17 protein-coding genes are annotated in these 23,039 nt (G+C 40.6%); 7 read left to right on the top strand and 10 right to left on the bottom strand.

Features of this window, described 5'->3' with window-relative positions; translation table 11 throughout:
• Window positions 1-17 precede the first annotated feature (17 nt).
• Together AABI99_RS08360 and add are read left to right on the top strand one after the other, a co-directional pair.
• The gene (locus tag AABI99_RS08360; RefSeq protein WP_338365189.1) at window positions 18-2,708 is read left to right on the top strand and encodes a CHASE domain-containing protein; all 2,691 of its coding nucleotides are present in this window, start codon (window positions 18-20) and stop codon (window positions 2,706-2,708) included.
• 138 nt (window positions 2,709-2,846) lie between these two features.
• Entirely contained in the window at window positions 2,847-3,848 is a 1,002-nt protein-coding gene (gene add, locus AABI99_RS08355) for an adenosine deaminase (RefSeq protein WP_338365188.1), read from the top strand.
• A gap of 55 nt (window positions 3,849-3,903) precedes the next feature.
• Here add and AABI99_RS08350 read toward each other — a convergent pair whose 3' ends face one another.
• The 4 genes from AABI99_RS08350 to AABI99_RS08335 form a co-directional block, all read right to left on the bottom strand.
• Window positions 3,904-4,320, bottom strand: coding sequence for a CBS domain-containing protein (locus AABI99_RS08350; protein WP_338365187.1), 417 nt, complete (start codon window positions 4,318-4,320; stop codon window positions 3,904-3,906).
• Window positions 4,321-4,481: 161 nt separating this feature from the next.
• Entirely contained in the window at window positions 4,482-5,195 is a 714-nt protein-coding gene (gene fre, locus AABI99_RS08345; RefSeq protein WP_338365186.1) for an NAD(P)H-flavin reductase, read from the bottom strand.
• 103 nt (window positions 5,196-5,298) lie between these two features.
• Complete coding sequence (gene ubiD, locus AABI99_RS08340) at window positions 5,299-6,765, bottom strand: 4-hydroxy-3-polyprenylbenzoate decarboxylase (protein WP_338365185.1); 1,467 nt, start codon at window positions 6,763-6,765, stop codon at window positions 5,299-5,301.
• Between the two features lie 146 nt (window positions 6,766-6,911).
• The gene (locus AABI99_RS08335) at window positions 6,912-7,205 is read right to left on the bottom strand and encodes an MliC family protein (protein WP_338365184.1); all 294 of its coding nucleotides are present in this window, start codon (window positions 7,203-7,205) and stop codon (window positions 6,912-6,914) included.
• 133 nt (window positions 7,206-7,338) lie between these two features.
• On the opposite strand from AABI99_RS08335, the gene AABI99_RS08330 reads away from it, so the two are divergent.
• On the top strand, window positions 7,339-8,244 hold the full coding sequence (locus tag AABI99_RS08330; protein WP_338365183.1) for a DUF808 domain-containing protein: 906 nt from the start codon (window positions 7,339-7,341) through the stop codon (window positions 8,242-8,244).
• A gap of 74 nt (window positions 8,245-8,318) precedes the next feature.
• Here AABI99_RS08330 and AABI99_RS08325 read toward each other — a convergent pair whose 3' ends face one another.
• From AABI99_RS08325 to AABI99_RS08315, 3 genes are all read right to left on the bottom strand, one after another.
• Entirely contained in the window at window positions 8,319-9,260 is a 942-nt protein-coding gene (locus AABI99_RS08325) for a tetratricopeptide repeat protein (RefSeq protein ID WP_338365182.1), read from the bottom strand.
• An 88-nt stretch (window positions 9,261-9,348) separates the two neighbouring features.
• Window positions 9,349-10,749, bottom strand: coding sequence for a M20/M25/M40 family metallo-hydrolase (locus AABI99_RS08320; protein ID WP_338365181.1), 1,401 nt, complete (start codon window positions 10,747-10,749; stop codon window positions 9,349-9,351).
• A gap of 150 nt (window positions 10,750-10,899) precedes the next feature.
• A complete protein-coding gene (locus AABI99_RS08315; RefSeq protein WP_338365180.1) occupies window positions 10,900-12,978 on the bottom strand; it encodes a TonB-dependent receptor in 2,079 nt (692 codons plus the stop codon).
• 206 nt (window positions 12,979-13,184) lie between these two features.
• Here AABI99_RS08315 and dbpA point away from each other — a divergent pair, with 206 nt between their 5' ends.
• Entirely contained in the window at window positions 13,185-14,573 is a 1,389-nt protein-coding gene (dbpA, locus tag AABI99_RS08310) for an ATP-dependent RNA helicase DbpA (RefSeq protein ID WP_338365179.1), read from the top strand.
• Here dbpA and AABI99_RS08305 read toward each other — a convergent pair whose 3' ends face one another.
• Window positions 14,574-15,137, bottom strand: a complete 564-nt coding sequence (locus AABI99_RS08305; protein ID WP_338365178.1) for a DNA-J related domain-containing protein — start codon at window positions 15,135-15,137, stop codon at window positions 14,574-14,576.
• 75 nt (window positions 15,138-15,212) lie between these two features.
• Between AABI99_RS08305 and AABI99_RS08300 the strand changes: the two genes are divergently transcribed.
• Entirely contained in the window at window positions 15,213-18,029 is a 2,817-nt protein-coding gene (locus AABI99_RS08300; RefSeq protein ID WP_338365177.1) for an ATP-binding protein, read from the top strand.
• Window positions 18,030-18,248: 219 nt separating this feature from the next.
• On the opposite strand, the gene rho is transcribed toward AABI99_RS08300, so the two are convergent.
• Both rho and trxA read right to left on the bottom strand, forming a co-directional pair.
• The gene (gene rho, locus AABI99_RS08295; protein ID WP_338365176.1) at window positions 18,249-19,508 is read right to left on the bottom strand and encodes a transcription termination factor Rho; all 1,260 of its coding nucleotides are present in this window, start codon (window positions 19,506-19,508) and stop codon (window positions 18,249-18,251) included.
• 183 nt (window positions 19,509-19,691) lie between these two features.
• Window positions 19,692-20,018 carry a thioredoxin TrxA gene (gene trxA, locus AABI99_RS08290; RefSeq protein ID WP_055015906.1) on the bottom strand — a complete coding sequence of 109 codons (327 nt, stop codon included), beginning with the start codon at window positions 20,016-20,018 and terminating at the stop codon, window positions 19,692-19,694.
• A gap of 91 nt (window positions 20,019-20,109) precedes the next feature.
• Between trxA and rhlB the strand changes: the two genes are divergently transcribed.
• Entirely contained in the window at window positions 20,110-21,384 is a 1,275-nt protein-coding gene (gene rhlB / locus AABI99_RS08285) for an ATP-dependent RNA helicase RhlB (RefSeq protein WP_338365175.1), read from the top strand.
• A 45-nt stretch (window positions 21,385-21,429) separates the two neighbouring features.
• On the top strand, window positions 21,430-22,923 hold the full coding sequence (gene gppA / locus AABI99_RS08280) for a guanosine-5'-triphosphate,3'-diphosphate diphosphatase (protein ID WP_338365174.1): 1,494 nt from the start codon (window positions 21,430-21,432) through the stop codon (window positions 22,921-22,923).
• Window positions 22,924-23,039: the final 116 nt, after the last annotated feature.

Genomic DNA, 23,039 nt, shown 5'->3' with positions numbered 1-23,039 from the left:
TATTCGGGAGCATTGGGTTGAAACACTTTTTAATTGTCACTGTAAGTTTAGCGTGCGCTTACTTTTTTACCGGATATCTCAGCAATTTACTATTAGCAATAGAAGGTTATGCAGTCGCTGTGTGGCCGCCCTCAGGGATTGCGCTTGCTGGCTTTTTAATTTGGGGCAGAAAGAGCTTACTAGGTATTGTTTTAGGCGCTTTTTGTACTAACTTAATTCATTTAGAAAATGCCACAGCGATATTTCAGCTAAGTGTATTTACACATGCGGCGGCTGTTACTTTAGCATCTACGTTTCAAGCATGGTTAGGTAGCCAGTTAGTCACTAAAGTGATTAAAGCGCCGCTTGACTTATCCTCTTTAAAGCACTGTATTCAAAGCCTCGTTGTAGCAGGCCCTTTATGCTGCGTTATAGCTGCAGGTGTGGGGACGAGCCTGTTAATTTTTAATAGCGTTATTGTATCTCAAGCTGGCTGGGATACGTTTATAGCGTGGTGGATAGGCGACAGCATTGGGGTGCTTGTCTTTACCCCGCTAATGTTGGCTACATTTAACTATTCGCAGATGAATTACCGTCTACAAGTTATATTGCCCTCATTGTTAATTTATATGGTTATAAGCATTAGTTTTTATGGTGCAGCCAGTGTAAAAAAAGAAAAAAATATTCAAAAAGAAGAGTTGAAAATATTAGCCACGCAAGATGCTATCAATAATAAAATTAACGAAATAACAGCCCACCTTGCCTTATTGGGAACCTTTTTTTCGAGTAGTGACAGTGTGAGTTTTACTGAGTTTAAGCAGTTTACTTCTAAGCAGCTTAGTTACAGCCAAGAAATTTTAGCATTTGAGTGGGTGCCTTATTTACCTAGCGAAAGTGTTGCTCAGTATATAGAAGCTAATAACCACACAGAGTTGGCTAAGTATAGCTTAAAAGAAAAAGCAAATGACGGCACTTGGCAGGCCGCTCCCCCACGAGATTTTTACTACCCTGTCCAATACGCATACCCGCTATCGGGAAATGAAGATGTAATTGGCTTTGACCTTGCCTCAAATGAGGTAAGGCGAGCTGCGCTAATAAAGGCAAAAGTGTTAAATGAGTTGGTAATTAGTGAGCCAATAAATTTAGTACAAAACGAAGCTGAGCGCGGCGTGTTGTTTTTTCATCCGGTGTTTGGCAACAACATTACCGAAGACGATTTTAAAGGTTTTGTGGTCGCTGTGGTTAGTTTGGAGAGGCTATCAAACGCGGTGTTATTTGATCAAAACAACGGTGTTGCGGTGAGCTTTACAGATACCACGACAGAGAATAATGTCCAGCCTATTTTTATTGCCGACCATCAGCAACTATTGCCGTTAAAAGACTACAAGTTATTGGTTGGTAAGCGGGTGTGGCAGGTAGAGTTGCACCAGCCAATGCAAAGGGGGTCATGGTTAGTTTATTGGCTTGCGCAAATAGCCGGTATGTTATTTGTTTGGTTGCTGATAACTTTTTTAATATCGGTAACGGGTACCAATATACGTATACGTGAGCAAGTTGCTAAGCAAACTAAAACTTTACGCTTAGAAAAGCAAAAGGCTGATGAAGCCAATGAAACTAAAAGCCAGTTTTTAGCAAATATGAGCCACGAAGTTCGCACGCCTATTAATGGCATCAAGGGGCTGCATTATTTAGCCTTGCAGCAAAAAGAGTGGCAGCAAGCACGCAGTTATATTGAACAAGCCGATGGTGCACTGGGTGTATTGTTAAGAGTGTTAAATGACGTACTTGATTTTTCAAAAATGGAAGCGGGCAAACTCGATTTAATTCAAGAGCCTATAAATGTAAACGCATTATGTGAAGAGGTCGCTAATTTACTGCAGTTTGATGTAGATGCAAAGTCGCTCAAACTGATACTTGATTACGATAAATCGAGTAATTTAGTAATAAACACCGACCCTATACGTTTAAAGCAGGTTTTACTTAACCTAATTAACAATGCCATTAAGTTCACTGCAAAAGGCAGTGTAACGCTTAAAGTATGGCAGTCTAAAAAAATGACTTACTTTAGTGTTAACGATACTGGCATTGGTATAAGTGAAGACGCACAAAAGCAACTTTTTAAACCGTTTTCACAGGCTGATAGCTCTACTTCGCGTCAGTATGGTGGCACCGGTTTAGGGCTAAGTATTTGTAAAAAGCTTGTGCAATTAATGGGTGGAGATATTGATTTAATAAGCCATGAAGGGCATGGCTCTACGTTTACCTTTAGCTTACCCATTTATTCGCCGCTCCCTAAGGCTGAGCAAATAAAGCAACAATATGACGAAATAGACGTAAGCGAGCTTTCTTTTACTGATTATAAGTTACTACTTGTTGAAGATAATCCTTTAAACCAGCATGTTGCTAGTGCCATTTTAAAAACTAAAGGCTGTATTGCGGATATTGCTAACGACGGATTTGAGGCGATTGAAAAACTGACTGAGAATACTTACGACCTTGTGCTCATGGATATACAAATGCCAAAAATGGATGGCCTAGAAGCCACGCGAGTTATTCGTAATGAGCTTGGTCTGCTTGACCTACCAATTATTGGCTTATCTGCTAATGCACACGATGATGATGTGAAAAAAGCCGTTGCCAGCGGTATGGATAATTATATTACTAAACCTATTGAGGCAAATACCTTATTTAAAACACTCTGGCACCATTTATCCCATCAAAATAAGTGAACAAAAATCTAAATTTGTTCACTTATTGAGTAAAAAGCAGACATATGACCGCTAATATTTACTTTAACTGCTCTACACTTGAAAAATAACTGTACCTGCGTATCATGCGCGCAATTTTAACCTAACCGAGTCGCTATTATGATTAATAAAAAATTACCTCTGCTAGATATTCATCGCCATCTCGATGGCAATGTACGTGCGCAAACCATACTAGAGCTTGGTCGACAGTTTAATATTACGCTACCTGCCGATAACGTAGAGGCGCTAATTCCTCATGTACAAGTTATTGATCCTGAGCCTGATTTAATGGCTTTTTTACAAAAGCTTGACTGGGGTGTAACGGTACTGGGCGATTACGATGCCTGTAGGCGTATTGCGGTTGAAAATATTGAAGATGCGCAAGCGCAAGGGCTTGATTATGTAGAGCTACGCTTTAGCCCTTACTATATGGCACAAAGCCAAGGCTTGCACCCACAAGGAGTGGTTGAGGCGGTTGTTGATGGAATTAAATCAGCGACTCAAGGCGCAAACATTAAAGCAAATTTAATTGGAATTATGTCGCGTACTTATGGGGTTAAAACCTGTCAGCACGAGCTTGATGCACTACTTGCCTTTAAAAATGATTTGGTGGCGGTTGATTTAGCCGGTGACGAAATAGGCTTTCCGGGAGAGCTTTTTAAAGACCACTTTAAGCAAGTAAGAGATGTATATTTGGCTGCCACTATTCATGCTGGTGAAGCACTTGGCGCTGCGAGTATATGGCAAGCTATTAACGAATTAGGGGCTAGCCGAATAGGGCACGGGGTAAAAGCAATTGAAGATTCTAAATTAATGGATTACCTACGTGATAACCGCATTGGTATTGAATCATGCCTAACCAGTAATATTCAAACGAGTACTGTAAGCGATTTAGCTAAACATCCACTTAAGCAATTTTTAGATCATGGTATTTTAGCGTGTATTAATACCGACGATCCGGCTGTAGAAGGTATCGAAATTGAGCATGAGTACTCAGTGGCTGCACCAAAGGCCGGTTTAACACAAGCCGATATACAAAAAGCGCAAGCAAATGCGCTAGAGATCGCATTTTTAAGCGATAGCGATAAAGCCGCGTTAACCACGCTTGCTGCAACACGTTAAACACGTTTGATATATTTGATATAAAAAATGCCGCTTATTCGCGGCATTTTTTGTGTTAGCTCACTTTTGTTTGGCAGCTCACGTAATTATCAAACAGTGCTTTTAATATATCACTTCGGCCAATCAGCCCTATCACGGTATCCCCTTCAACAACGGGGTAGTTTTTTGGCTTTCCTGTTTTCATTTGCTCGGCAAGTTCAATAATATTGGTATCGGCGTTGACGGTAACAACATTGGTTTGCATAAGCTGAGCAACTTTTACAACGCCGTCGCAAAAATAGCTGCTTTGCATTAGTGGTTTTAAAAGCTCTTGCTCAGAGATAAAGCCCACTAATGATTTATTGTCATCGAATACGGGCGCACCTAATAGCTTAAACTTTTGTAGCTCACTAATAGCGGTGGTCATTTCGGTATTTGGGGTAATGTGTGGCAACTTACGTTGCATAAAATCTTTTACTTTTGTATTTAACATTTGGGTCTCTCCCGCTGATGTTCTATACAAAGTATGGTTTATAGATAAGAATTTAGGAAATTGTTTATATTGATTAGTTTAATAGGCTATACCAATCAATGTATTAAATTCGATAGAAATAATAAAGGCGCCAGAAGGCGCCTTAGTACTGTACATAAAATTTATTTAATAAATGCAAATGCATCAGCGTACATGTTCTCACGAACAGCGCCATGAGCAATGAAGTCATCACGCACAATGCCAATCATGTCAAAACGACCAGCCATATAAATGTCGTAAGGTTCTAACGACACAATATCTTGCATTACTGCCTTGTGTACAAAACCAGTGTGGCCTTGCCAATTAGCTGATGGGTTTTCTACAACAGGGATAAACTTAAAGTGCTCGTTACTTTGCGCCCATGCTTGCATTTCGCTGTGAGCATACAATGCTGACTCTTCTTTAACACCCCAGTAAAATAACACAGGACGATCGCAGTTTATTTCTGCTAAGTGATCAGCCATTGATTTTGCATAAGAAAAACCTGTGCCACCGGCTAATAAAATAATAGGGCGTTCACATTGTAAGCGCAGTTGCGATACACCCAAACCGGCCTCTATATCAACCAGTGTGTTATTTTGATGCGCAGTACGTAAATGCTCAAGCGATTGCATTGCGTATGAATCGGCTTTAGATGCGCCAATATGAAGCTCTATTTCATCACATTGCGATGGACGACTTGCAATCGAAAATGCGCGCTTGTCTTTTTCGCCAAGTACAAGTTGCATGTACTGACCAGCTTCAAACGTAACAGGTTGTTGAGGCTTTAAAATTACTTTGTGTACAAATTCTGTAAGTGGGCTGATGGCAACAACTTCAGCTTTTAATGTTTGCATTTTATACCTTTTAGCAGCGTTTACGCAGATATGCAGTTAAGTACGGTGATGTTAACATATCTGCGGGGTTATTTTATAGCCTGTTTATATTTAGTCAGCGTGCTTAAAGTATATCGAGGCTTTGCCAAATTTCGTCAACACGGTCTTTTGTTGCTTTATCCATAACGATTGGCTCGCCCCATTCGCGGTCGGTTTCACCTGGCCACTTATTTGTTGCATCCATGCCCATTTTTGAACCAAGCCCAGATACTGGCGATGCAAAGTCGAGGTAATCTATTGGTGTATTCTCAATTAAGGTAGTGTCTCGAGCTGGGTCCATACGGGTGGTGATGGCCCAAATAACATCGTTCCAGTCACGGGCATTTACATCATCATCGCAAACAATAACAAACTTAGTGTACATAAACTGACGTAAAAACGACCATACGCCCATCATTACGCGTTTAGCATGACCAGGGTATTGTTTTTTCATGGTTACCACGGCCATACGGTATGAGCAGCCTTCAGGTGGTAAGTAAAAGTCGACGATTTCTGGAAACTGCTTTTGCAATATAGGTACAAACACTTCGTTTAATGCTACACCTAAAATTGCCGGTTCATCAGGCGGACGGCCTGTAAAAGTGCTGTGATAAATCGGGTTTTTACGATGTGTTATATGGGTCACCGTCATTACGGGGAAGTCATCGACTTCATTATAATAACCTGTGTGATCGCCATACGGCCCTTCAGGCGCCATTTCGCCTGGCATAATGTAGCCTTCAAGTACTATTTCGGCACTGGCAGGAACTTGTAAGTCATTTGAAATAGACTTTACAACCTCCGTTTTACTACCGCGCAGTAAGCCAGCAAAGGCATATTCGCTTAACGTATCTGGCACAGGTGTAACGGCACCTAAAATAGTGGCGGGATCAGCCCCTAATGCAACCGAAACAGGGTAAGGTTCGCCGGGGTTTTCTTTGCACCACTCTTGAAAATCAAGTGCACCACCGCGGTGTGATAACCAGCGCATAATAATTTTATTTTTACCTAAGAGCTGCTGGCGGTAAATACCCAGATTCTGACGTTTTTTATATGGCCCTTTTGTTACGGTTAAACCCCACGTAATTAAAGGGGCTGCATCGCCTGGCCAACAATGTTGTATTGGTAGCTTAGTTAAATCAACCTCGTCGCCTTCTAGAATAACTTGTTGGCAAGGGGCTTTTTTGACTTCTTTAGCGGGCATATTGAGCACTTGTTTAAAAACAGGTAGCTGGCCTAGTGCTTCTTTAATGCCTTTTGGTGGCTCGGGCTCTTTTAAAAAGGCAAGTAGCTTGCCAACTTCACGTAGCTCGCTTACATCCTCTTGGCCCATGCCCATAGCAACGCGTTTGGGTGTGCCAAATAAGTTTGTAAGCACAGGCATACTGTGACCTTTTGGGTTTTCAAACAATAATGCGGGGCCTTTAGCACGTAATGTACGGTCGGCAATTTCGGTCATTTCAAGATACGGGTCGATTTCTTGAGTAATACGTTTAAGTTCGCCTTTTTTTTCAAGCAAATCGATAAAATCACGTAAATCTTTATATTTCATGGTAGGCCGCTACTAAGCAAAAAAGTGAAAGTATTATACCCAACTAAACAACAAATGCATGTGCAGTTGTTAAGGGTCTGATAGTGTAAAACAGGTTAGTTATTACGATGAGAAAAAAGAAAAAGTTTAAATCGCGAAGGACAAAGTTATAAGGTGTCCGCTTGTTGAAGCTGGCAGTGGTATTTTTTACCCGAAACAATCAACATCGCTTCATCGGCTTTTGACCAAAATAGCACTTGCTCATTAATATACTTAACCCCTGATGCGCTAGGCTCTTTATTAAGCGCATACGTTTGCCCAAGTAAAGTAAGAATTGCAATATCACCTTGGTGGGCTAATTTTACTGCATGATCGTTGCATACATAGTGGCTATTTTTGGGTGCATCATTACAGGCTGATAAAGTCAGCATGCTTGTAAAAATAACCACCAATGCTTTCATTAATTTCCCCTAAGTAAGTTTACCACTGCTAAAAATCACTGCGTTTAATCAGCATAACAAAGCAAAATTAACCGTTGGTGAAAATTACGGATTAAGCTATGTTGATAGCATTATTTTTTAGCTAGGAAGCAACATGGCAGGCATTAACCTTTTAACATTACTTGATGATATAACCACCTTACTTGATGACATTGCCACGATGAGTAAAGTCGCCACTAAAAAAACGGCCGGTGTACTGGGTGATGACTTAGCACTTAATGCTCAACAAGTGACAGGCGTGACAGCTGATCGCGAATTACCCGTGGTTTGGGCGGTGGCAAAAGGCTCGTTTTTAAATAAAGCTATTTTGGTACCCGCTGCATTGCTCATAAGTGTATGGCTGCCTTGGCTGATAACCCCACTGCTAATAATCGGTGGCTTATTTTTATGTTTTGAAGGGGCTGAAAAAGTATTTGCTAAGTTTTTACCTCATCATGAAGAAGTAACTAACGAAGGTGAGAAGCTTGTTTTAGTTGAGTATGAAAAGCAAAAAGTAAAGGGAGCTATACGTACCGACTTTATTCTCTCAGCCGAAATTATAGTGATCACCTTAGGAACGGTTGCAGGTGCCTCGCTCGTAAATCAGGCACTTGTACTGTGTGTTATAGCCGTTTTAATGACCATAGGTGTATACGGGCTCGTAGCCGGTATTGTAAAGCTTGATGACGCGGGATTGTATTTGCTCAATCAATCAAAGACGTCGGCTAATAAATTTAAAGAGTGGCTTGGTAAAGGCTTATTAGCTGCAGCGCCAAGGCTTATGCAATTTTTAGCCTTTGCTGGCACGGTGGCCATGTTTTTAGTCGGTGGTGGCATTTTATCTCACGGTATTGAGTTACTTCATCATTGGCAATTAGAAGTAACAAATATAGGTAAGTCGTTACTAAATGGCACTGGTGAAACATTAGCCCCCCTTATATTTGACGGATTACTAGGGGTAGTCGCGGGGCTGTGCATTGTTATTCTGCACTTAGCTTATACAAAAATATTTAATAAATAACTGTTGTGTGAATTTTTAGGCTGCGCTTTGTTTTATATTTTCATTAAAGCGCAGCCTAATCTTTATTTTAAATACTATTTACATTGGTTGCTTTTACAAAGCTGTTCTAACTCGTATTTCGCTTTACTATTACCTTGCGCTATTGCTTGCTCATACCAATGCTTAGCTGTTTGCACATTTTTAGTGACGCCTTGGCCGTCTCGGTACATTTGTGCAAGGTTTAGTTGTCCCCATTGCGAGCCGGCATGTGCGGCAAGCTTAAAACTTTCTGCAGCTTCTTTGTACAGCCCACTTTTAAAATAAGTAATGCCTTGTTGGTTATTTTTATCAAGCTTTAAACCTTTATATAGCGGTTTAGGTTTCGGCGGAAACATTACAAACCCCCCATATAAACTATTTGCTGAGGGGCGCAGTACGTCGTAAATCACTTCGTCATTGTAAAGCCTTTTTACTTCACTACGAGGCAAAGTGATTTTGTCAGTTGAGAAATAACCGTTTTGTACCAACAAGCTAGTACGCATTGCAGTTGTAATACCGTTGTTACGTTTATAGCTGTAGTTACTTACCTGAAAAGTTATAAACTGCTCGTCAAAATTTAAAACTTGGGCCACTTTTAAGTTGCTAGGAGTCCATGGTTCATGTGTAAATTTATCGGCGTGTACTAAATACGTATCGTAAGCTTTAGGATTCGTTAAGTAGCGCTGCTTTTGCGCTTGCGCTGCAACGTGTTGTTGGTAAAAAAATAGTCCCACCCATAACGCTAAAAACACCCCTATAAAGTATTTAGGTAGAGTGACAATTTCAAAAAAAGGTAACTGCTTTAACTTTACAGGCGCATTATGGCCGCATTGATAGCATTCGTATTTATAGTTTAGCGCTAAAGGTATAACAGGAATAACCGTAAAGCGTAAAAAACGACTTTGGTTTATTAGGTGGTAGGCGCGGCTATGACATTTAGGACAGCACTTCGTTTGTGCAAAGTAAGGAAACGACTGACTCGTATTGAAAAGCAACATACCTATACACTCCTTGTTTTATTTATATAAAGGTAAAACAAGGAGTGCATTTATCAAAGCGACAAACTGTAAGTAAGTATGTCAGTTATTATTTTGTGTCTGATTTAGGCTTAATAGTGGTCTTTGCATCGGCCGCCATTAGCGCAAATACAGCATACGCAGCGGTGTTTTGGCGCAGTTTAGCTGGCGCTACTTTATCGAGCGTGTCATCAGCGGTGTGATGGTAATCAAAGTAATCGGTACCATCTTGAGCCAACTCAAATATAGGTGCCGACACCGCTTTTTTAAATGGAATTAAATCAGGCCCGCCGTTAGCCCGATTTTTACCAATGTACTCAATGTTTAATGGCGCCAGTTCTTTTGCTATGGCACGTACTACGGGGAGAGAAGCTGCATCTACATTCGACTCAAATCCATATACTACATCGGCTCCAAAGTCCGACTCAGCAGCTGCCACTATATTATGTAAATCGTTTTTATGTTGTGCAAAGTAGGCTTTTGCGCCCCAAAGGCCCAGCTCTTCTGCTGCAAAAAGTACAACGCGAATACTGCGTTTAGGGCGTTTAACATCGCTAATGTGTTTAGCGGCAGCCATTGTTAGCGCAACACCAGCACCATCATCTAATGCGCCGGTGCCTAAATCCCACGAGTCTAAATGGCCGCCAATTAACACATATTGTTCTGGATTTTCGGTGCCATTAAATTGGCCTATTACGTTATAGCTTGTGCCTTCTCCTAGGCTTTGTGTTTGTATATTTATATTAACTGTTACCTCTTTATCTAAAGCCACTAAGCGCGCTATTTGATCTGCATCGGGGTTGGCAATAGTGACGTTAGGTATTTTTTTAACGCCTTCTTTATAGTGGCTGCCACCTGTGTGAGCAAAGCGGTGGTGAGCTGTACTCACCGAGCGCATCATGTAAGCAACAGCCCCTTTTTTTGCTGCCTCAACGGCGCCTGTGCTGCGTGCTTTAACGGCTGGGCCGTAACCATTGCCATCGATATGGCGATTCATTCGGTAATTAATATACGCAATTTTCCCCTTTAAGCTATTTGCGGGGGCTGCAATTAGCTCATCCAATGTTTCAAACAATACTACAGGCGCACTAATACCACTTTTTGGGGTGCTTACACTGTTACCTAGCGCCGTTAAATGCAGTGGTTGCTCACTTGGGGTGAGTATTTTTCCGCTTTCGCTAAAACGGCGCCAGCTTGGAAAGGTTGCTTTTTCTAGCCATACCTTATCAAAACCCAATTCGTTAAATTTTGCCTTGGCCCATGCCACGGCTTTTTTATCATTTTCAGTGCCGGGTAAGCGAGGGCCAACTTCTGTAGTGAGTGATTCGAGTAGCTCGTAGCTTAAAGAGCTGTTAAGCGCAGTAGTGCGTACTTCATCAACCTGTTGCAATTGTTCAGTGGTGAATTCTGCACTTGTTGCATGAGCAGTTAAGCTGCCAGTTAGTAAAAGTGCTGTAATAATTTTTTTCATATTGGGTAAGCCTTTTTATAATTAAGTGTATTAGAGCACTTTTTGAAGGCTTTAAAAAATAGATGAGATGAATGCAGTGAGGTTTTTAACAGGCAATAAAAAGCCCGCACAATAATAATTGCGGGGGCTCGATAGGTTAAGTTTTATAACTTAAAAACTAAATTGGGCTGCTAGGCGTACATTAGTACCTTCGCCTACGGTAACGTTGTTTAAGCCACCGCCACCTAAGTAGTCTTCGTCTAATAGGTTTTCAACATTTAAACGAAGGTTTACATCGGTTTTGCTTACTTTAAGTTTGTAAGTTGCACCTACATCTACACGTGTGTAAGCATCTTTTACTACCGTGTTTGCACTATCGGCAAAGCGCTCACCTTCATAAAATGCACCGGCATTAAATGCAATGGTGTCATTAAGCTCGTAACGTGTCCAAAGTGAGGCAGACCATTTAGGAGCATCTGCTGGGCGCTTACCTTCTAGCGCTTCGTCACGCTCATAATTTGCATCTAAGTACATAGTTGATGCCATTACAAATAAGCGGTCAGTTGCAGCACCTTGTGCGCTTAGCTCTAGTCCTTTATGGCGTTGTTCGCCTATTTGGTTTGTTTCTGTGGTAAATTCGCCAACGGGTACTTCAAGTTGCTCGGTAACCAAAGTCCCTTTTTTGCTAATATCAAATAACGCACCGCTTAACATTAGGCGATCGTCAAATAGCTGCCATTTAACACCAATTTCTTTTTGCTCAGAGGTTACAGCATCAAGCTTCATACCATTGTTGATATCAGTTTCATCTATAAGTGTATCGCTACCTTGTGGCTCAAAGCCTTCTGAATAGCTAGCATAAATAGTCGCAGAAGGGTTAGGGTGATAAAGTACACCTACTTTTGGTACAAACGACTCGTTATCTGCGCCTTCTCTATTTTGCTCATCATAACGTCCACCTAACGATACTTGCCACTGTGGTGAGAAAGTAATTAAGTCTTGAACGTAGATGCCGTAGTAGTCGTATTCAGTTTCGCTAATAGTGTCATCGTTTTTGTAGCTTACTGTTGGGCGGCTTGGCTCATTTTGCCCAGCGGCAAAATTAAAGCGATCTGCAGATGTACGAAGTTGCCCATAGTAGTAATCAAGCGAGTTAGCACCGATTAAAAATTGATGTTGTAAGCTACCTGTTTTAAATTCACCTACAAAATCAATAAATGCAGTTTTAAATTGCCAATCGTCAAAACGGTCGTAAGGGCGTGACTCATAACTATCGCCTTCTACAAATGTGCTTGGCTTACGAGGCGCAGACTCAAAACGCTGGCGCTCAAATGTTTGCTCGTTGTAACCAAGCTTAACTTGCCAGTGATCGTTTAAGTACACTTCAAAATCTACACCTAGGTTTTCTACCGTTATGTCGGTAAACGCCCAAGACATATCGCGAATAGTTTTGTCATCGCCAATCACATTAGCGTTGTCGTCTATCCACGCGCCTGTATCTAAGCCTGCTTCATCGTCTGTACGGTCGTAATGCACGCGTACTAATGCATTATCGCTAATATCATAGTCAACAACTAAAGCGCCTAAAAAGCGGTCGCGTTCACGGTTTTCGCCGTTTTGGTATTCACGCCAGTAATCAACGTCTTGCTTAACTAAAATACCGCGTGCACGTAAATCTTCAGCGTCGGTAAGTGCGCCTGCAGCGTCTAGCATAAAGCGAGTAGAGCCATGTTGGTCTACATCTGCACTAGCATCAAATAGTGTGGTAGCGGTAGGCTTTTTAGTCACCATGTTTACCAAGCCACCTGGGCCAGATTGGCCGTATAGAATACTTGAAGGGCCTTTAATAACTTCTACTTGTTGCAGTATTTCAATCGGTTGCTGGTAATGCGACCAGTGTTGGTGACCATCACGTAAGTAGCCTGTTGACGAGCTTAGTGTAAAGCCACGTAAATTAAATACTTCGCGGTTACGCTGCTGAGAACCCGCAGTTAAACTTGCATCGTTTGTTAACACCTCACCAAGGGTCGTTGCAAGTTGCTCGTTTACTATGGTGTCTGGAATAACGGTGACCGATTGCGCAGTTTCTAACAATGATGCTGATGTTCTCATTGCTCCGTTGGCGTTGTCGACTTTATAGTCGTTAAAATAGCTACCTTTAACTTCAATTCGTTCTAAATCGTTAGGGGCGGCAAAGGTGCTTGTGCTAATGGCGCCAATAAGTGCTACGTACAGTGAGTTTAGTTTCATCAATTACATCCAATGTCAGGGTGTTAAAATTTTGGTGGATCTTAATGAAAACTAGTATCATTTTCAACTCTTTTATTAACAACAATTAATACAGCGTAACATAATGGTGGTTGGGTATTAATGGTTGCCTAATATGAATTCTGCTATCATACAACTCATATTTTGGGGCTCAGCCCTGTGTTGTTTTTATTATTTTGGAATTAATTGTGACATCTACTGCATTTTCATCTTTGGCTTTACCTACTGGTTTAGTTGATAATTTATCAACACTTGGCTACTCACAAATGACGCCTGTACAAGCGCAAAGCCTGCCGCCTGTACTGTCAGGTAAAGATATTATTGCGCAAGCAAAAACGGGGTCAGGTAAAACGGCGGCTTTTAGTTTAGGTGTGTTAGCTAAACTCAATGTAAAACGTTTTCGAGTTCAATCGCTGGTACTTTGCCCAACGCGTGAATTAGCCGAGCAGGTGGCGGTAGAAATGCGTAAATTGGCCCGCGGAATTCACAATATTAAAATTTTAACCTTGTGTGGCGGTGTTTCTATTGGTCCACAAATAGGCTCGCTTGAGCATGGTGCGCACATTATTGTAGGTACACCTGGGCGGGTAGACGATCATATTCGTAAAGGCACTCTGCGTTTAGACGATGTTGAAACGTTAGTACTTGATGAGGCAGATCAAATGCTTGATATGGGTTTTCAAGATACCCTTGATGCCATTATTGAGTGCATACCGCAAAATCGTCAAACATTGCTATTTAGTGCAACGTTCCCGCGTGCAATAGAAGCTATAGCAAAACGCGTATTAAAAACCCCAGAAACGATAAAAGTAGAAGAAGAGCAAGCTAAGAGCACAATAAAGCAATACTTTTATAAAATGGATAACAATAAGCAGCGTTACTCAACGCTTAAGTTATTGCTCCATAAATTTACACCGCAAAGCTGTGTTGTATTTTGTAACACCAAGGTAGAAACACAGCAAGTTTGCGATGATTTAGCAAGTGAAGGCTTTAGTGCTGTAGCTTTACATGGTGACCTAGAGCAACGAGAGCGCGAGCGTACGTTAATTCACTTTGCTAATAAAAGTGCTTCAATACTAGTGGCTACCGATGTTGCTGCGCGTGGCTTAGATATTGACGACATGGACATGGTAATAAACTATCACTTAGCACACGACCCACAAACCCATGTGCACCGCGTAGGACGAACAGGCCGAGCGGGGAAAAAAGGTATAGCGTGCTCTATTTATGGTGAGGCTGAGCAGTTTAAAGTGGCGCAAATTGGCGATTACTACGAACGAGACTTTTTGCCTGAGCCAATGCCGGCTTTTAGCTTATTAGAAAAACCACCTTATAAACCTGAGATGGTGACCCTGATGATTGACTCGGGTAAAAAACAAAAAGTGCGTGCAGGAGATATTTTAGGCGCACTCACAGGTAAAGAGGGAATAGCAGGGCGCCAAGTAGGTAAAATAAATGTACTCGATAACGTTGCCTTTGTAGCCGTTGAACGCAATGCATCAAAACCGGCTCTACGTAAATTAACCGAGGGCAATATCAAAGGTCGCAAAATTCGCGCTCGCCGCCTTACTCGTTAATTATACTTTATGAGCAGCGCGCTTTAGCTGCTCATACTGTGCTCTTATTTGTTTAAACTTACATGCACTTCCAGTTTGCTTATCGGGATGATGCTTTAATGCTTGTTGCCGCCAGCGCTTTTGTAGCATAGCCATGCTAAAGTTTGCTGGCAATTGCCACGCTTTTAGTAGTGGTTCTATATTTTCGGCTGGTTGCTGTGTGAGTGAATTAAATTGTTGCCAAAAACTATCTAACAAATCCTCTATCTCTTTGGCGCTGGTGTCGTAGTTTTGCCAGTTTAAATAGTAATTTTTTAAATGAGATGGCGTTGCTACATTGCTACTTGGCTCTGCAAGTTCAATATGTAAGGACGATATAATTAAGTGCTTAGGTAATAGCTGTGTTTGTAGCTCAAATAACGCATTCATAATTAAAAAATTTTTTTTAAATAAATTTTGCTCAGGGTTTGCATCTAAGCTTGGTAACCCCCCTTGCTCGGCCAGCGTTGCAGCTAAGGTATGAACTTTCCAAACTCGCTTAGTTAAAAGTAGCTCAAAAATCTCATCAATCAGGGGGTTAAGCATTGTTTGCACTCGTGTTGTTGTGTATCTTCAATAAAGATTACACTGACTAAAGCTAAAGTTTGAAGGAATAATATTATGTTAGGCAAATTGAAGTGCCTTTTATTTGTTTTATGTTGTTTGTTCATACTGCCAAGCTTTGCTCAAAATAGTGTATCTTTATTTGATGAATTTAAAAAAGAGCAGCAGTGGGACTTAAAACTCACGCTCGGTAATGCGCTGCTTGAAGCTAAAAATATTACCGAATCTCAGAAAGTCAGTGTTTATTCTGAACTTGCCGATTTGGCTTTCTCCTCAGATGATTTTGAAAATGCCCTACTGTATTTTCAAAAATTAGAGCAACACACCTCTTTAGATTACTTACCGGATATGCATTTTAGAGCCATAAAAATGCAAGGCGTTGTGTTTTATTTTCAGGGGTATTTTCAGCAAGCCATTGTCGAATATAGCCGCGCTATGGTTATTGTTGAAAAAAACAATAAGCAAGTAGAGCTTGCCAATCTGCTTAGTAATATTGGTTTAGCGTACTTTGAAATGAATAATATGGAGCTAACGCTCGAATATTACTTAAAAGCAAAAGAAATTTATGAAAAAAAGGGCAGTGCGCAAGATCAAGCTGATATATTGCTAAATATAGCAGGGGTGCATATTCGGTTATCGCGTTACGACAGCGCTATTTTATTTTATAAAGAAGTACTTAAAGTATATCAAAAATTAGGTGATACCAGCGGAATAGCGCAAGTTAACAACAACTTAGGCGTTGCTTATTACGAGAGTTCGCAATTTGATTTAGCGCTGCATTATTACCAAATGGCATTGCGCTATTATATTTCTACCAATGACTTTAATAAGCTATCTACGCAATATACAAATTTAGCAAATATTAACTTAATTCTTAATAATGTGGATGTTGCTTTTGAACAAGCAAAATTGGGTGTGGCCAATGCCCTCAAAATAGCCAACCACAGCTTAGAGCTGAACGCTTTACATGCACTGGCTAAAATACAATTTGTGAGAGGTGAGCTTACTGATTCGCAAATAAGCTTAGATAAAGCAACCGATTTAGCCAATCAATACAACAGTGAACGCATAAAACGTGACGCGTTTGGCACGCGCTCACTTTTAGAGGCGAGTAAGGGTAATTACGCTGAAGCACTAACATTACACGAAAAGTTTGTTGCAGAGCAACGCGGTATAAATAGCGAAACAATTACCAGCGCTCTAGCTGTACTGCAAAATCAATTTAAAGCTACTCAGCTAAACCAAGAAATTCAAAAGCTCAAGCAAGAAAGAAAGGTGCAAAAATTAAAAATGAGTCAGCGCTCGCAGCTCACCGTTTTCATTTTTGTTTTACTATTTTTAGTAATTGTAACGGGTACCGCGCTTTATCGACGTGGTGCCGAAAAGCGCGCTAAACATTTACTAAAAGAGCAAGTCGCGCAACGTACCGCAGAGCTGCAAGCTATTGCTCAAGAGTTGCGAGAAGCAAATGACGTTAAAAGTCAGTTTTTAGCCAATATTAGCCACGAGATCAGAACTCCGCTTACTGCTATTTTAGGGCAAACAGATGATTTAATTAATGGTTTGTACGAGCCAGAAAACCTGCAAGATGAGCTAAAAATAATTCAACGCCACAGTGACCACTTAAAAAGTTTAATTAATGATGTACTCGATTTAAGCAAAATAGAAGCAAACAGATTAGAGCTTAATGTTTCTTGCTTTGACATAGTGCAGCTAGTTAGCGATGTGCATGCCATGTTTATCACGCAGGCTAAAGCAAAGCATTTAGAGATTCGCTTTGATAACCATGTCGGCAAGGAGTTTTATACCAACTTAGATTTTATGCGTGTAAAACAAATATTAATTAACCTATGTGCTAACGCAGTTAAGTTTACTCAAGCCGGGCAAGTCATTGTGTCGTTAAATAAAAGTGAGCAAGGGCTTGTTTTTATAGTTAAAGACACTGGAATTGGCATGAATTCATCGCAGCTAAAACAAATATTTGAATGCTTTAGTCAAGCCGATAATAGTATTAGCCGTCGTTTTGGCGGGACTGGGTTAGGGCTTAGTTTGTCACAACAGCTAGCAACTATGATGGGCGGGTACATCAGTGTAGAAAGTGAGTTTAAGCGCGGTAGTCAGTTTTCACTATTTTTGCCCTGTGTAGAGACAGAAAAAACCGAAGATAGTTTTGATGCTTTAAACACCCCTAAACAAATTAAACAATTAGCTGGGCGGGTTGTATTAGCTGAGGATCACCCTGATAATCGAAGACTTATAAGTCGCTACTTACGCTCTATTGGATTGGAAGTTACGGCGGTGGAAAATGGTGAGCAGGCGGTTGAAAAATGTCTGCAGATATACCCAGATTTAGTACTACTAGATATACAAATGCCTATTATGGATGGCCGTGCCGCGTTTTTACTATTGCAAAAGTGTGGTTTCCAGGCGCCTATTTTTGCTTTAACAGCAAACGCAATGAGTCATGAAGTTGATGATTATCTTGCCCTTGGTTTTACAGGCTACTTAGCTAAACCGTTAGATAAAGATGCATTTTATCAGACCCTTTCTGGTTATTTAGATGAGGCTACTCAACAAAACTCAGAATACACTGCGCAGATAGACATGAGCGATTTAGTTAGCAGTTTTAAGCAAAGCTTCACGCTTGAAAGCGAAACGATAACTCAGCATCACAACAGCAATGATTTAGAAGCACTACAAAAAGACAGTCACCGTATTTTAGGTGCCGCACAAATGTTTGCCTTAGATGAGATTGCTAAAGCCGCTAAAAACCTTGATATGGCTTTACTTAACAAACACAGCCAAAGCAAAGAGCATATTCAAAGACTCGTTGATGAATTGCAGCAAGTGCTGCAAAAATATAACGAGAGTTAAGTGACTTATATACATAAAAAAAGCGCCCTAGGCGCTTTTTTTGCAACGAAATACACTTATACCAGTCCGCATTAATACTTAATCATTTTCAGGGGCTAAACGTGTCGCTATCTGCGTTAAAAAATTCTCATTTAGAATGACTAAATAGCGAATTTTTTGCCTTGCTATCAACACGTTTATCCATCCTCAAAATAGATCACTTAATTATGTTGATTGGTATTATTTGCGTTTCATAGAGTCGAAAAACTCATCGTTGGTTTTGCTCATAGAAAGCTTATCTATTAAGAATTCCATAGCATCAATCTCTGACATTTCATGAACAATTTTACGCAAAATCCATAGCTTTTGTAGCTCATCTGGCTTGGTAAGTAGTTCTTCGCGACGCGTACCTGAGCGGTTAAAGTCGATAGCAGGGAATACGCGTTTTTCAGCAATCTTACGATTTAAGTGTAGTTCCATGTTACCAGTCCCTTTAAACTCTTCGTAGATAACTTCATCCATTTTAGAGCCTGTATCGATTAGGGCTGTAGCAATAATGGTTAAACTGCCACCTTCTTCAACGTTACGTGCTGCACCAAAGAAACGTTTAGGTTTGTGTAGTGCGTTAGCATCAACACCACCGGTAAGTACTTTACCCGATGAAGGGATTACGGTGTTGTAAGCACGGGCTAAACGGGTGATTGAGTCAAGCAAGATAACGACGTCTTTTTTATGCTCAACTAAGCGTTTTGCTTTTTCAATCACCATTTCTGCTACTTGTACATGGCGAGAAGCGGGTTCATCAAATGTTGATGCAACAACTTCACCTTTAACAAGGCGTTGCATCTCGGTTACTTCCTCAGGACGTTCATCAATAAGTAAAACCATTAATGTAACATCTGGGTGATTGTGTGTAATTGACTGTGCAATGTTTTGCAGTAGCATTGTTTTACCTGCTTTAGGTGGTGCTACTAACAAACCACGTTGGCCGCGGCCAATTGGAGAAGCTAAATCAAGTACACGGGCGGTAATGTCTTCTTTACTGCCATTACCACGTTCCATGCGAAAGCGTTCGTTTGCATGAAGTGGGGTGAGGTTTTCAAAAAGAATTTTAGTGCGAGAGTTTTCAGGTCTATCAAAGTTAACTTCATTTACTTTTAATAAAGCAAAGTATCGTTCACCATCTTTAGGTGGACGAATAAGGCCTGAAATAGTATCGCCAGTACGCATACTGAAACGGCGAATTTGGCTCGGAGATACATAAATATCGTCTGGGCCAGCTAAGTAAGATGCTTCTGATGATCTTAAAAAACCAAAACCATCTTGTAAAATCTCTAGTACACCGCCACCGAAGATGTTTTCTCCGCCTTTGGCGTGTGCTTTAAGAATAGCAAATATGATGTCTTGCTTTCTTAAGCGGGCTACGTTTTCGAGCCCCATGGACTCAGCTAAGTTTACAAGTTCTTTTATAGACTTGTCTTTTAATTCGCGTAAATGCATATTGGTGGGTTCTTTATTACAATTGTCATACTCAAAATCGCTTTGATAGTTGAGTGAGGTTTGTTGAATATAACTAAGGATTAGTTGGCTTTATAAACTAGCAGTTCACTGGCATAGCGTCCAGTCTTTATACAAAATAAACACAAAAAAAGGGCAAAAATGCCCTTTTTTCTCATTTTTTTCTTAGATATTGTTTTCTAAGAACTCAATAAGTTGAGTTTTTGAAAGCGCACCTACTTTCGTTGCAGCTACTTGGCCGTCTTTAAAAAGAAGCAGAGTAGGGATGCCACGAATACCAAATTTAGGTGGTGTACCTGCGTTTTGGTCGATGTTTAATTTAGCAACGGTTACGCGGCTGTCATATTCATCAGCTACTTCATTAAGGATAGGGGCGATCATTTTACAAGGTCCACACCACTCAGCCCAAAAATCCACTAGTACAGGCTTGTCTGATTGTAGTACGTCAGCTTCAAAGCTATCGTCAGTAATTTGGATAATTTTCTCGCTCATTGCGCTCTCCGATTTAGTTAGGCGAAATATTTAGTGCGTATTTAAACACTCTTGTTTCTTATTGCAAGTTTAAACGTTATGCTTAAACGCTATGACTAAGACACATTTGACCGATAAAAAGTTTTCAGACTTTGCTATCGCACCGGAAGTGGTTGCCGGTTTAACCGAAAGTGGGTTTGAGTATTGCACTCCCATTCAAGCTAAATGCCTACCTTTTATTTGTGATGGACGCGATATTGCGGGCCAAGCACAAACGGGTACGGGCAAAACGTTGGCGTTTTTAACCGCCACGTGCCATCGGTTATTACAATCTAGCAAAGCACCTAGTAAACATCCAAGAGCCCTGATCATGGCCCCGACTCGGGAGCTTGCGATTCAGATACACAAAGATGCTAAAATTTTAGCGCCGCACTGTAATCTTAACTTAGGTTTAGTATATGGTGGCGAAGATTACGAAAAACAACGTGCACAATTAGAAAAAGGCGTTGATATTTTAATTGGCACTACAGGTCGACTTATCGATTTGTACAAGCAAGGCTGTTACACCCTTAATGAAATAGAGGTAGTTGTGCTTGATGAAGCCGATCGTATGTTCGATTTAGGCTTTATAAAAGATATCCGTTATATGTTCCGCCGCATGCCAGATACAGCCGATAGATTAAATCTATTATTTTCTGCCACCCTTTCTTATCGTGTACAAGAACTTGCTTTTGAACATATGACTAACCCTGAACACGTTCAAATTGAGCCAGACGTAAAAACGGGTAAGCGAATTAAAGAAGAGTTATTTCATCCATCGCAAGAAGATAAAATTAAGCTGTTATTAACGTTAATTGAAGAAGAATGGCCAGATAAAGCAATTGTATTTGCTAATACAAAACATAGCTGTGAAACAGTATATGCTTGGTTAAAAGCAGATGGCCATCGCGTTGGGTTACTAACAGGTGATGTTAACCAGAAAAAACGCCAATCTATATTAGCGCAATTTACCAAAGGTGAATTGGACTTTTTAGTAGCAACCGATGTCGCAGCACGTGGATTGCACATCCCAGAAGTAAGTCATGTATTTAATTTTGATTTACCGGATGATTGCGAAGACTACGTTCACCGTATTGGCCGTACAGGCCGTGCAGGTGCATCAGGTCATGCAATTAGTTTTGCCTGTGAGCAGTACGCTTATAATTTGCATGAAATTGAAGAATATATAGAGCACAGCATTCCTTTATCACATTATGATAAAACCGCATTGCTAGATGATTTAACAAAGCCTACTATTCAAAGAAAGCGCAACTATTCAACAGGCCCACGTAATCGTAGTAATAACGGACGTCGCCCAAATAATAGTTACCAAAAAGGACGGTCGTAACACGGCCGTTACTAAAATGTAGTAGTAACTAGAGGTTTTTGAACGGTGGGGCAATTTAAACCGCAAAAAAATGTTTATGCAGTCATTGATTTAGGCTCAAATAGTTTTCATATGCTAATTGCTAAATCAATTGCTGGCGGCCTACAAACTATAGGCCGCGTTAAACGTAAAGTAAGACTTGCAGCAGGACTTGATAAAGATAACGTATTAAGCACTGAAGCGATGCAGCGAGGCTGGGAGTGCCTTGCGCTTTTTGCTGAGCGACTGCAAGACATACCAAAACAAAATATCACCATAGTCGCAACAGCCACATTACGCCTAGCAACGAATGCTGATATTTTTAAAACACAAGCTGAAAAAATCTTAGGCCATACCATTAATGTGATTAGTGGTGAACTTGAAGCACGCACAATATACAAAGGTGTTGCGCACACCTCGTCATGCTCTGGTAAGCAACTCGTTATTGATATTGGCGGGGCGAGTACCGAAGTAGTGATAGGTAAAGGTTTTGAAGCATTGCACTATAAAAGCTTGAATATGGGCTGTGTCACTTACTTGGAGCGCTACTTTAAAGATTGCCAATTAAATGATGCAAACTTTAATGCTGCCATCAAAGCTGCCCGCGAAGTCATTGATGAAATTGCCCTTGAATATAAGCAAGCAGGTTGGAAAATTGCATCAGGTGCTTCTGGCACGGTGCAAGCCATTCAAGAAATCATGGTTGCACAAAACTTAGATGACTTACTCACGCTTGAAAGATTATACAAAATAAAAGAGCAATCAATCACTTTTAGCACTATCGCTGCATTAGACTTACCTGGTTTGAGCGAAGAACGCAGATTAGTTTTTGTGTCTGGTCTTGCTATCTTAATTGCGTTATTCGAATCGCTTGGAATAGAAAAAATGGGGTTAGCTGGCGGTGCGCTACGCGAAGGTGTGCTTTACAGTATGGTGCCAGAGCTGCATAACAACGATATCCGTAAACGTACAGTCGATGGATTTATGGATCGTTACCATGTTGATCAAAAGCAAGCTAATCGGGTATCGAGCCTCGTTACTTTATTAGCAGAACAAGTCGGTGAAAGCTGGCCGCAAGTGAGTGAAAATGCACTGTCTCTTCTAAAAACCGCAGCACAGTTGCACGAAATTGGTTTACTTATAGAATACAAGCAATATCACAAGCACACAGCCTATATAATAGAAAACACAGAGATGCCTGGTTTTTCACAATCGGAGCAAAAAGTAATAGCAGCGGTTGCAAATGCACATCGCTCTGATATTCAAATAAGCAGCTTTGATCCACTAGGCGCGCATAGCATACTCAGCCAATACTTAGTCAGGCTATTGAGGATTGCAGTTATTTTATCTATGCGCCGACAAGACGACGTACTTCCTAAAATAGAGTTATCTGTTAAAAACGACACTTTAGATTTAAAATTTGCTAATAACTGGTTAAAAGAACATCCACTCATGGCCAGTGAGTTACAACAAGAGTCTAAATTGCAAAGTAAACTCGGTTGGAAACTCATCGTAAACTAATATTCAAGGCCCATAAGGGCCTTTTTAGTGTCTAAAGTAACCATTTTGCTTTAATTTCGCGCGAACAGTCATTTATTTTAAGTTTTCTTCAAAAAAGGGTTGATCTGTTTTCGGAT

Origin of the sequence: uncultured Pseudoalteromonas sp. (assembly GCF_963922945.1) — a bacterium.
GTDB lineage: Bacteria > Pseudomonadota > Gammaproteobacteria > Enterobacterales > Alteromonadaceae > Pseudoalteromonas.
This window is presented reverse-complemented; position numbering and strand designations above follow the sequence as displayed.

Bases quoted from the DNA above. Each gene is read 5' to 3' on its own strand.
- ubiD (WP_338365185.1), bottom strand. From the start codon at position 6,765: ATGAAATATAAAGATTTACGTGATTTTATCGATTTGCTTGAAAAAAAA.
- AABI99_RS08305 (WP_338365178.1), bottom strand. From the start codon at position 15,137: ATGCTTAACCCCCTGATTGATGAGATTTTTGAGCTACTTTTAACTAAG.
- AABI99_RS08330 (WP_338365183.1), top strand. From the start codon at position 7,339: ATGGCAGGCATTAACCTTTTAACATTACTTGATGATATAACCACCTTA.
- AABI99_RS08350 (WP_338365187.1), bottom strand. From the start codon at position 4,320: ATGTTAAATACAAAAGTAAAAGATTTTATGCAACGTAAGTTGCCACAC.
- rhlB (WP_338365175.1), top strand. From the start codon at position 20,110: ATGACTAAGACACATTTGACCGATAAAAAGTTTTCAGACTTTGCTATC.
- AABI99_RS08325 (WP_338365182.1), bottom strand. From the start codon at position 9,260: ATGTTGCTTTTCAATACGAGTCAGTCGTTTCCTTACTTTGCACAAACG.
- AABI99_RS08320 (WP_338365181.1), bottom strand. From the start codon at position 10,749: ATGAAAAAAATTATTACAGCACTTTTACTAACTGGCAGCTTAACTGCT.
- fre (WP_338365186.1), bottom strand. From the start codon at position 5,195: ATGCAAACATTAAAAGCTGAAGTTGTTGCCATCAGCCCACTTACAGAA.
- add (WP_338365188.1), top strand. From the start codon at position 2,847: ATGATTAATAAAAAATTACCTCTGCTAGATATTCATCGCCATCTCGAT.
- rho (WP_338365176.1), bottom strand. From the start codon at position 19,508: ATGCATTTACGCGAATTAAAAGACAAGTCTATAAAAGAACTTGTAAAC.
- trxA (WP_055015906.1), bottom strand. From the start codon at position 20,018: ATGAGCGAGAAAATTATCCAAATTACTGACGATAGCTTTGAAGCTGAC.
- AABI99_RS08300 (WP_338365177.1), top strand. From the start codon at position 15,213: ATGTTAGGCAAATTGAAGTGCCTTTTATTTGTTTTATGTTGTTTGTTC.
- AABI99_RS08335 (WP_338365184.1), bottom strand. From the start codon at position 7,205: ATGAAAGCATTGGTGGTTATTTTTACAAGCATGCTGACTTTATCAGCC.
- AABI99_RS08315 (WP_338365180.1), bottom strand. From the start codon at position 12,978: ATGAAACTAAACTCACTGTACGTAGCACTTATTGGCGCCATTAGCACA.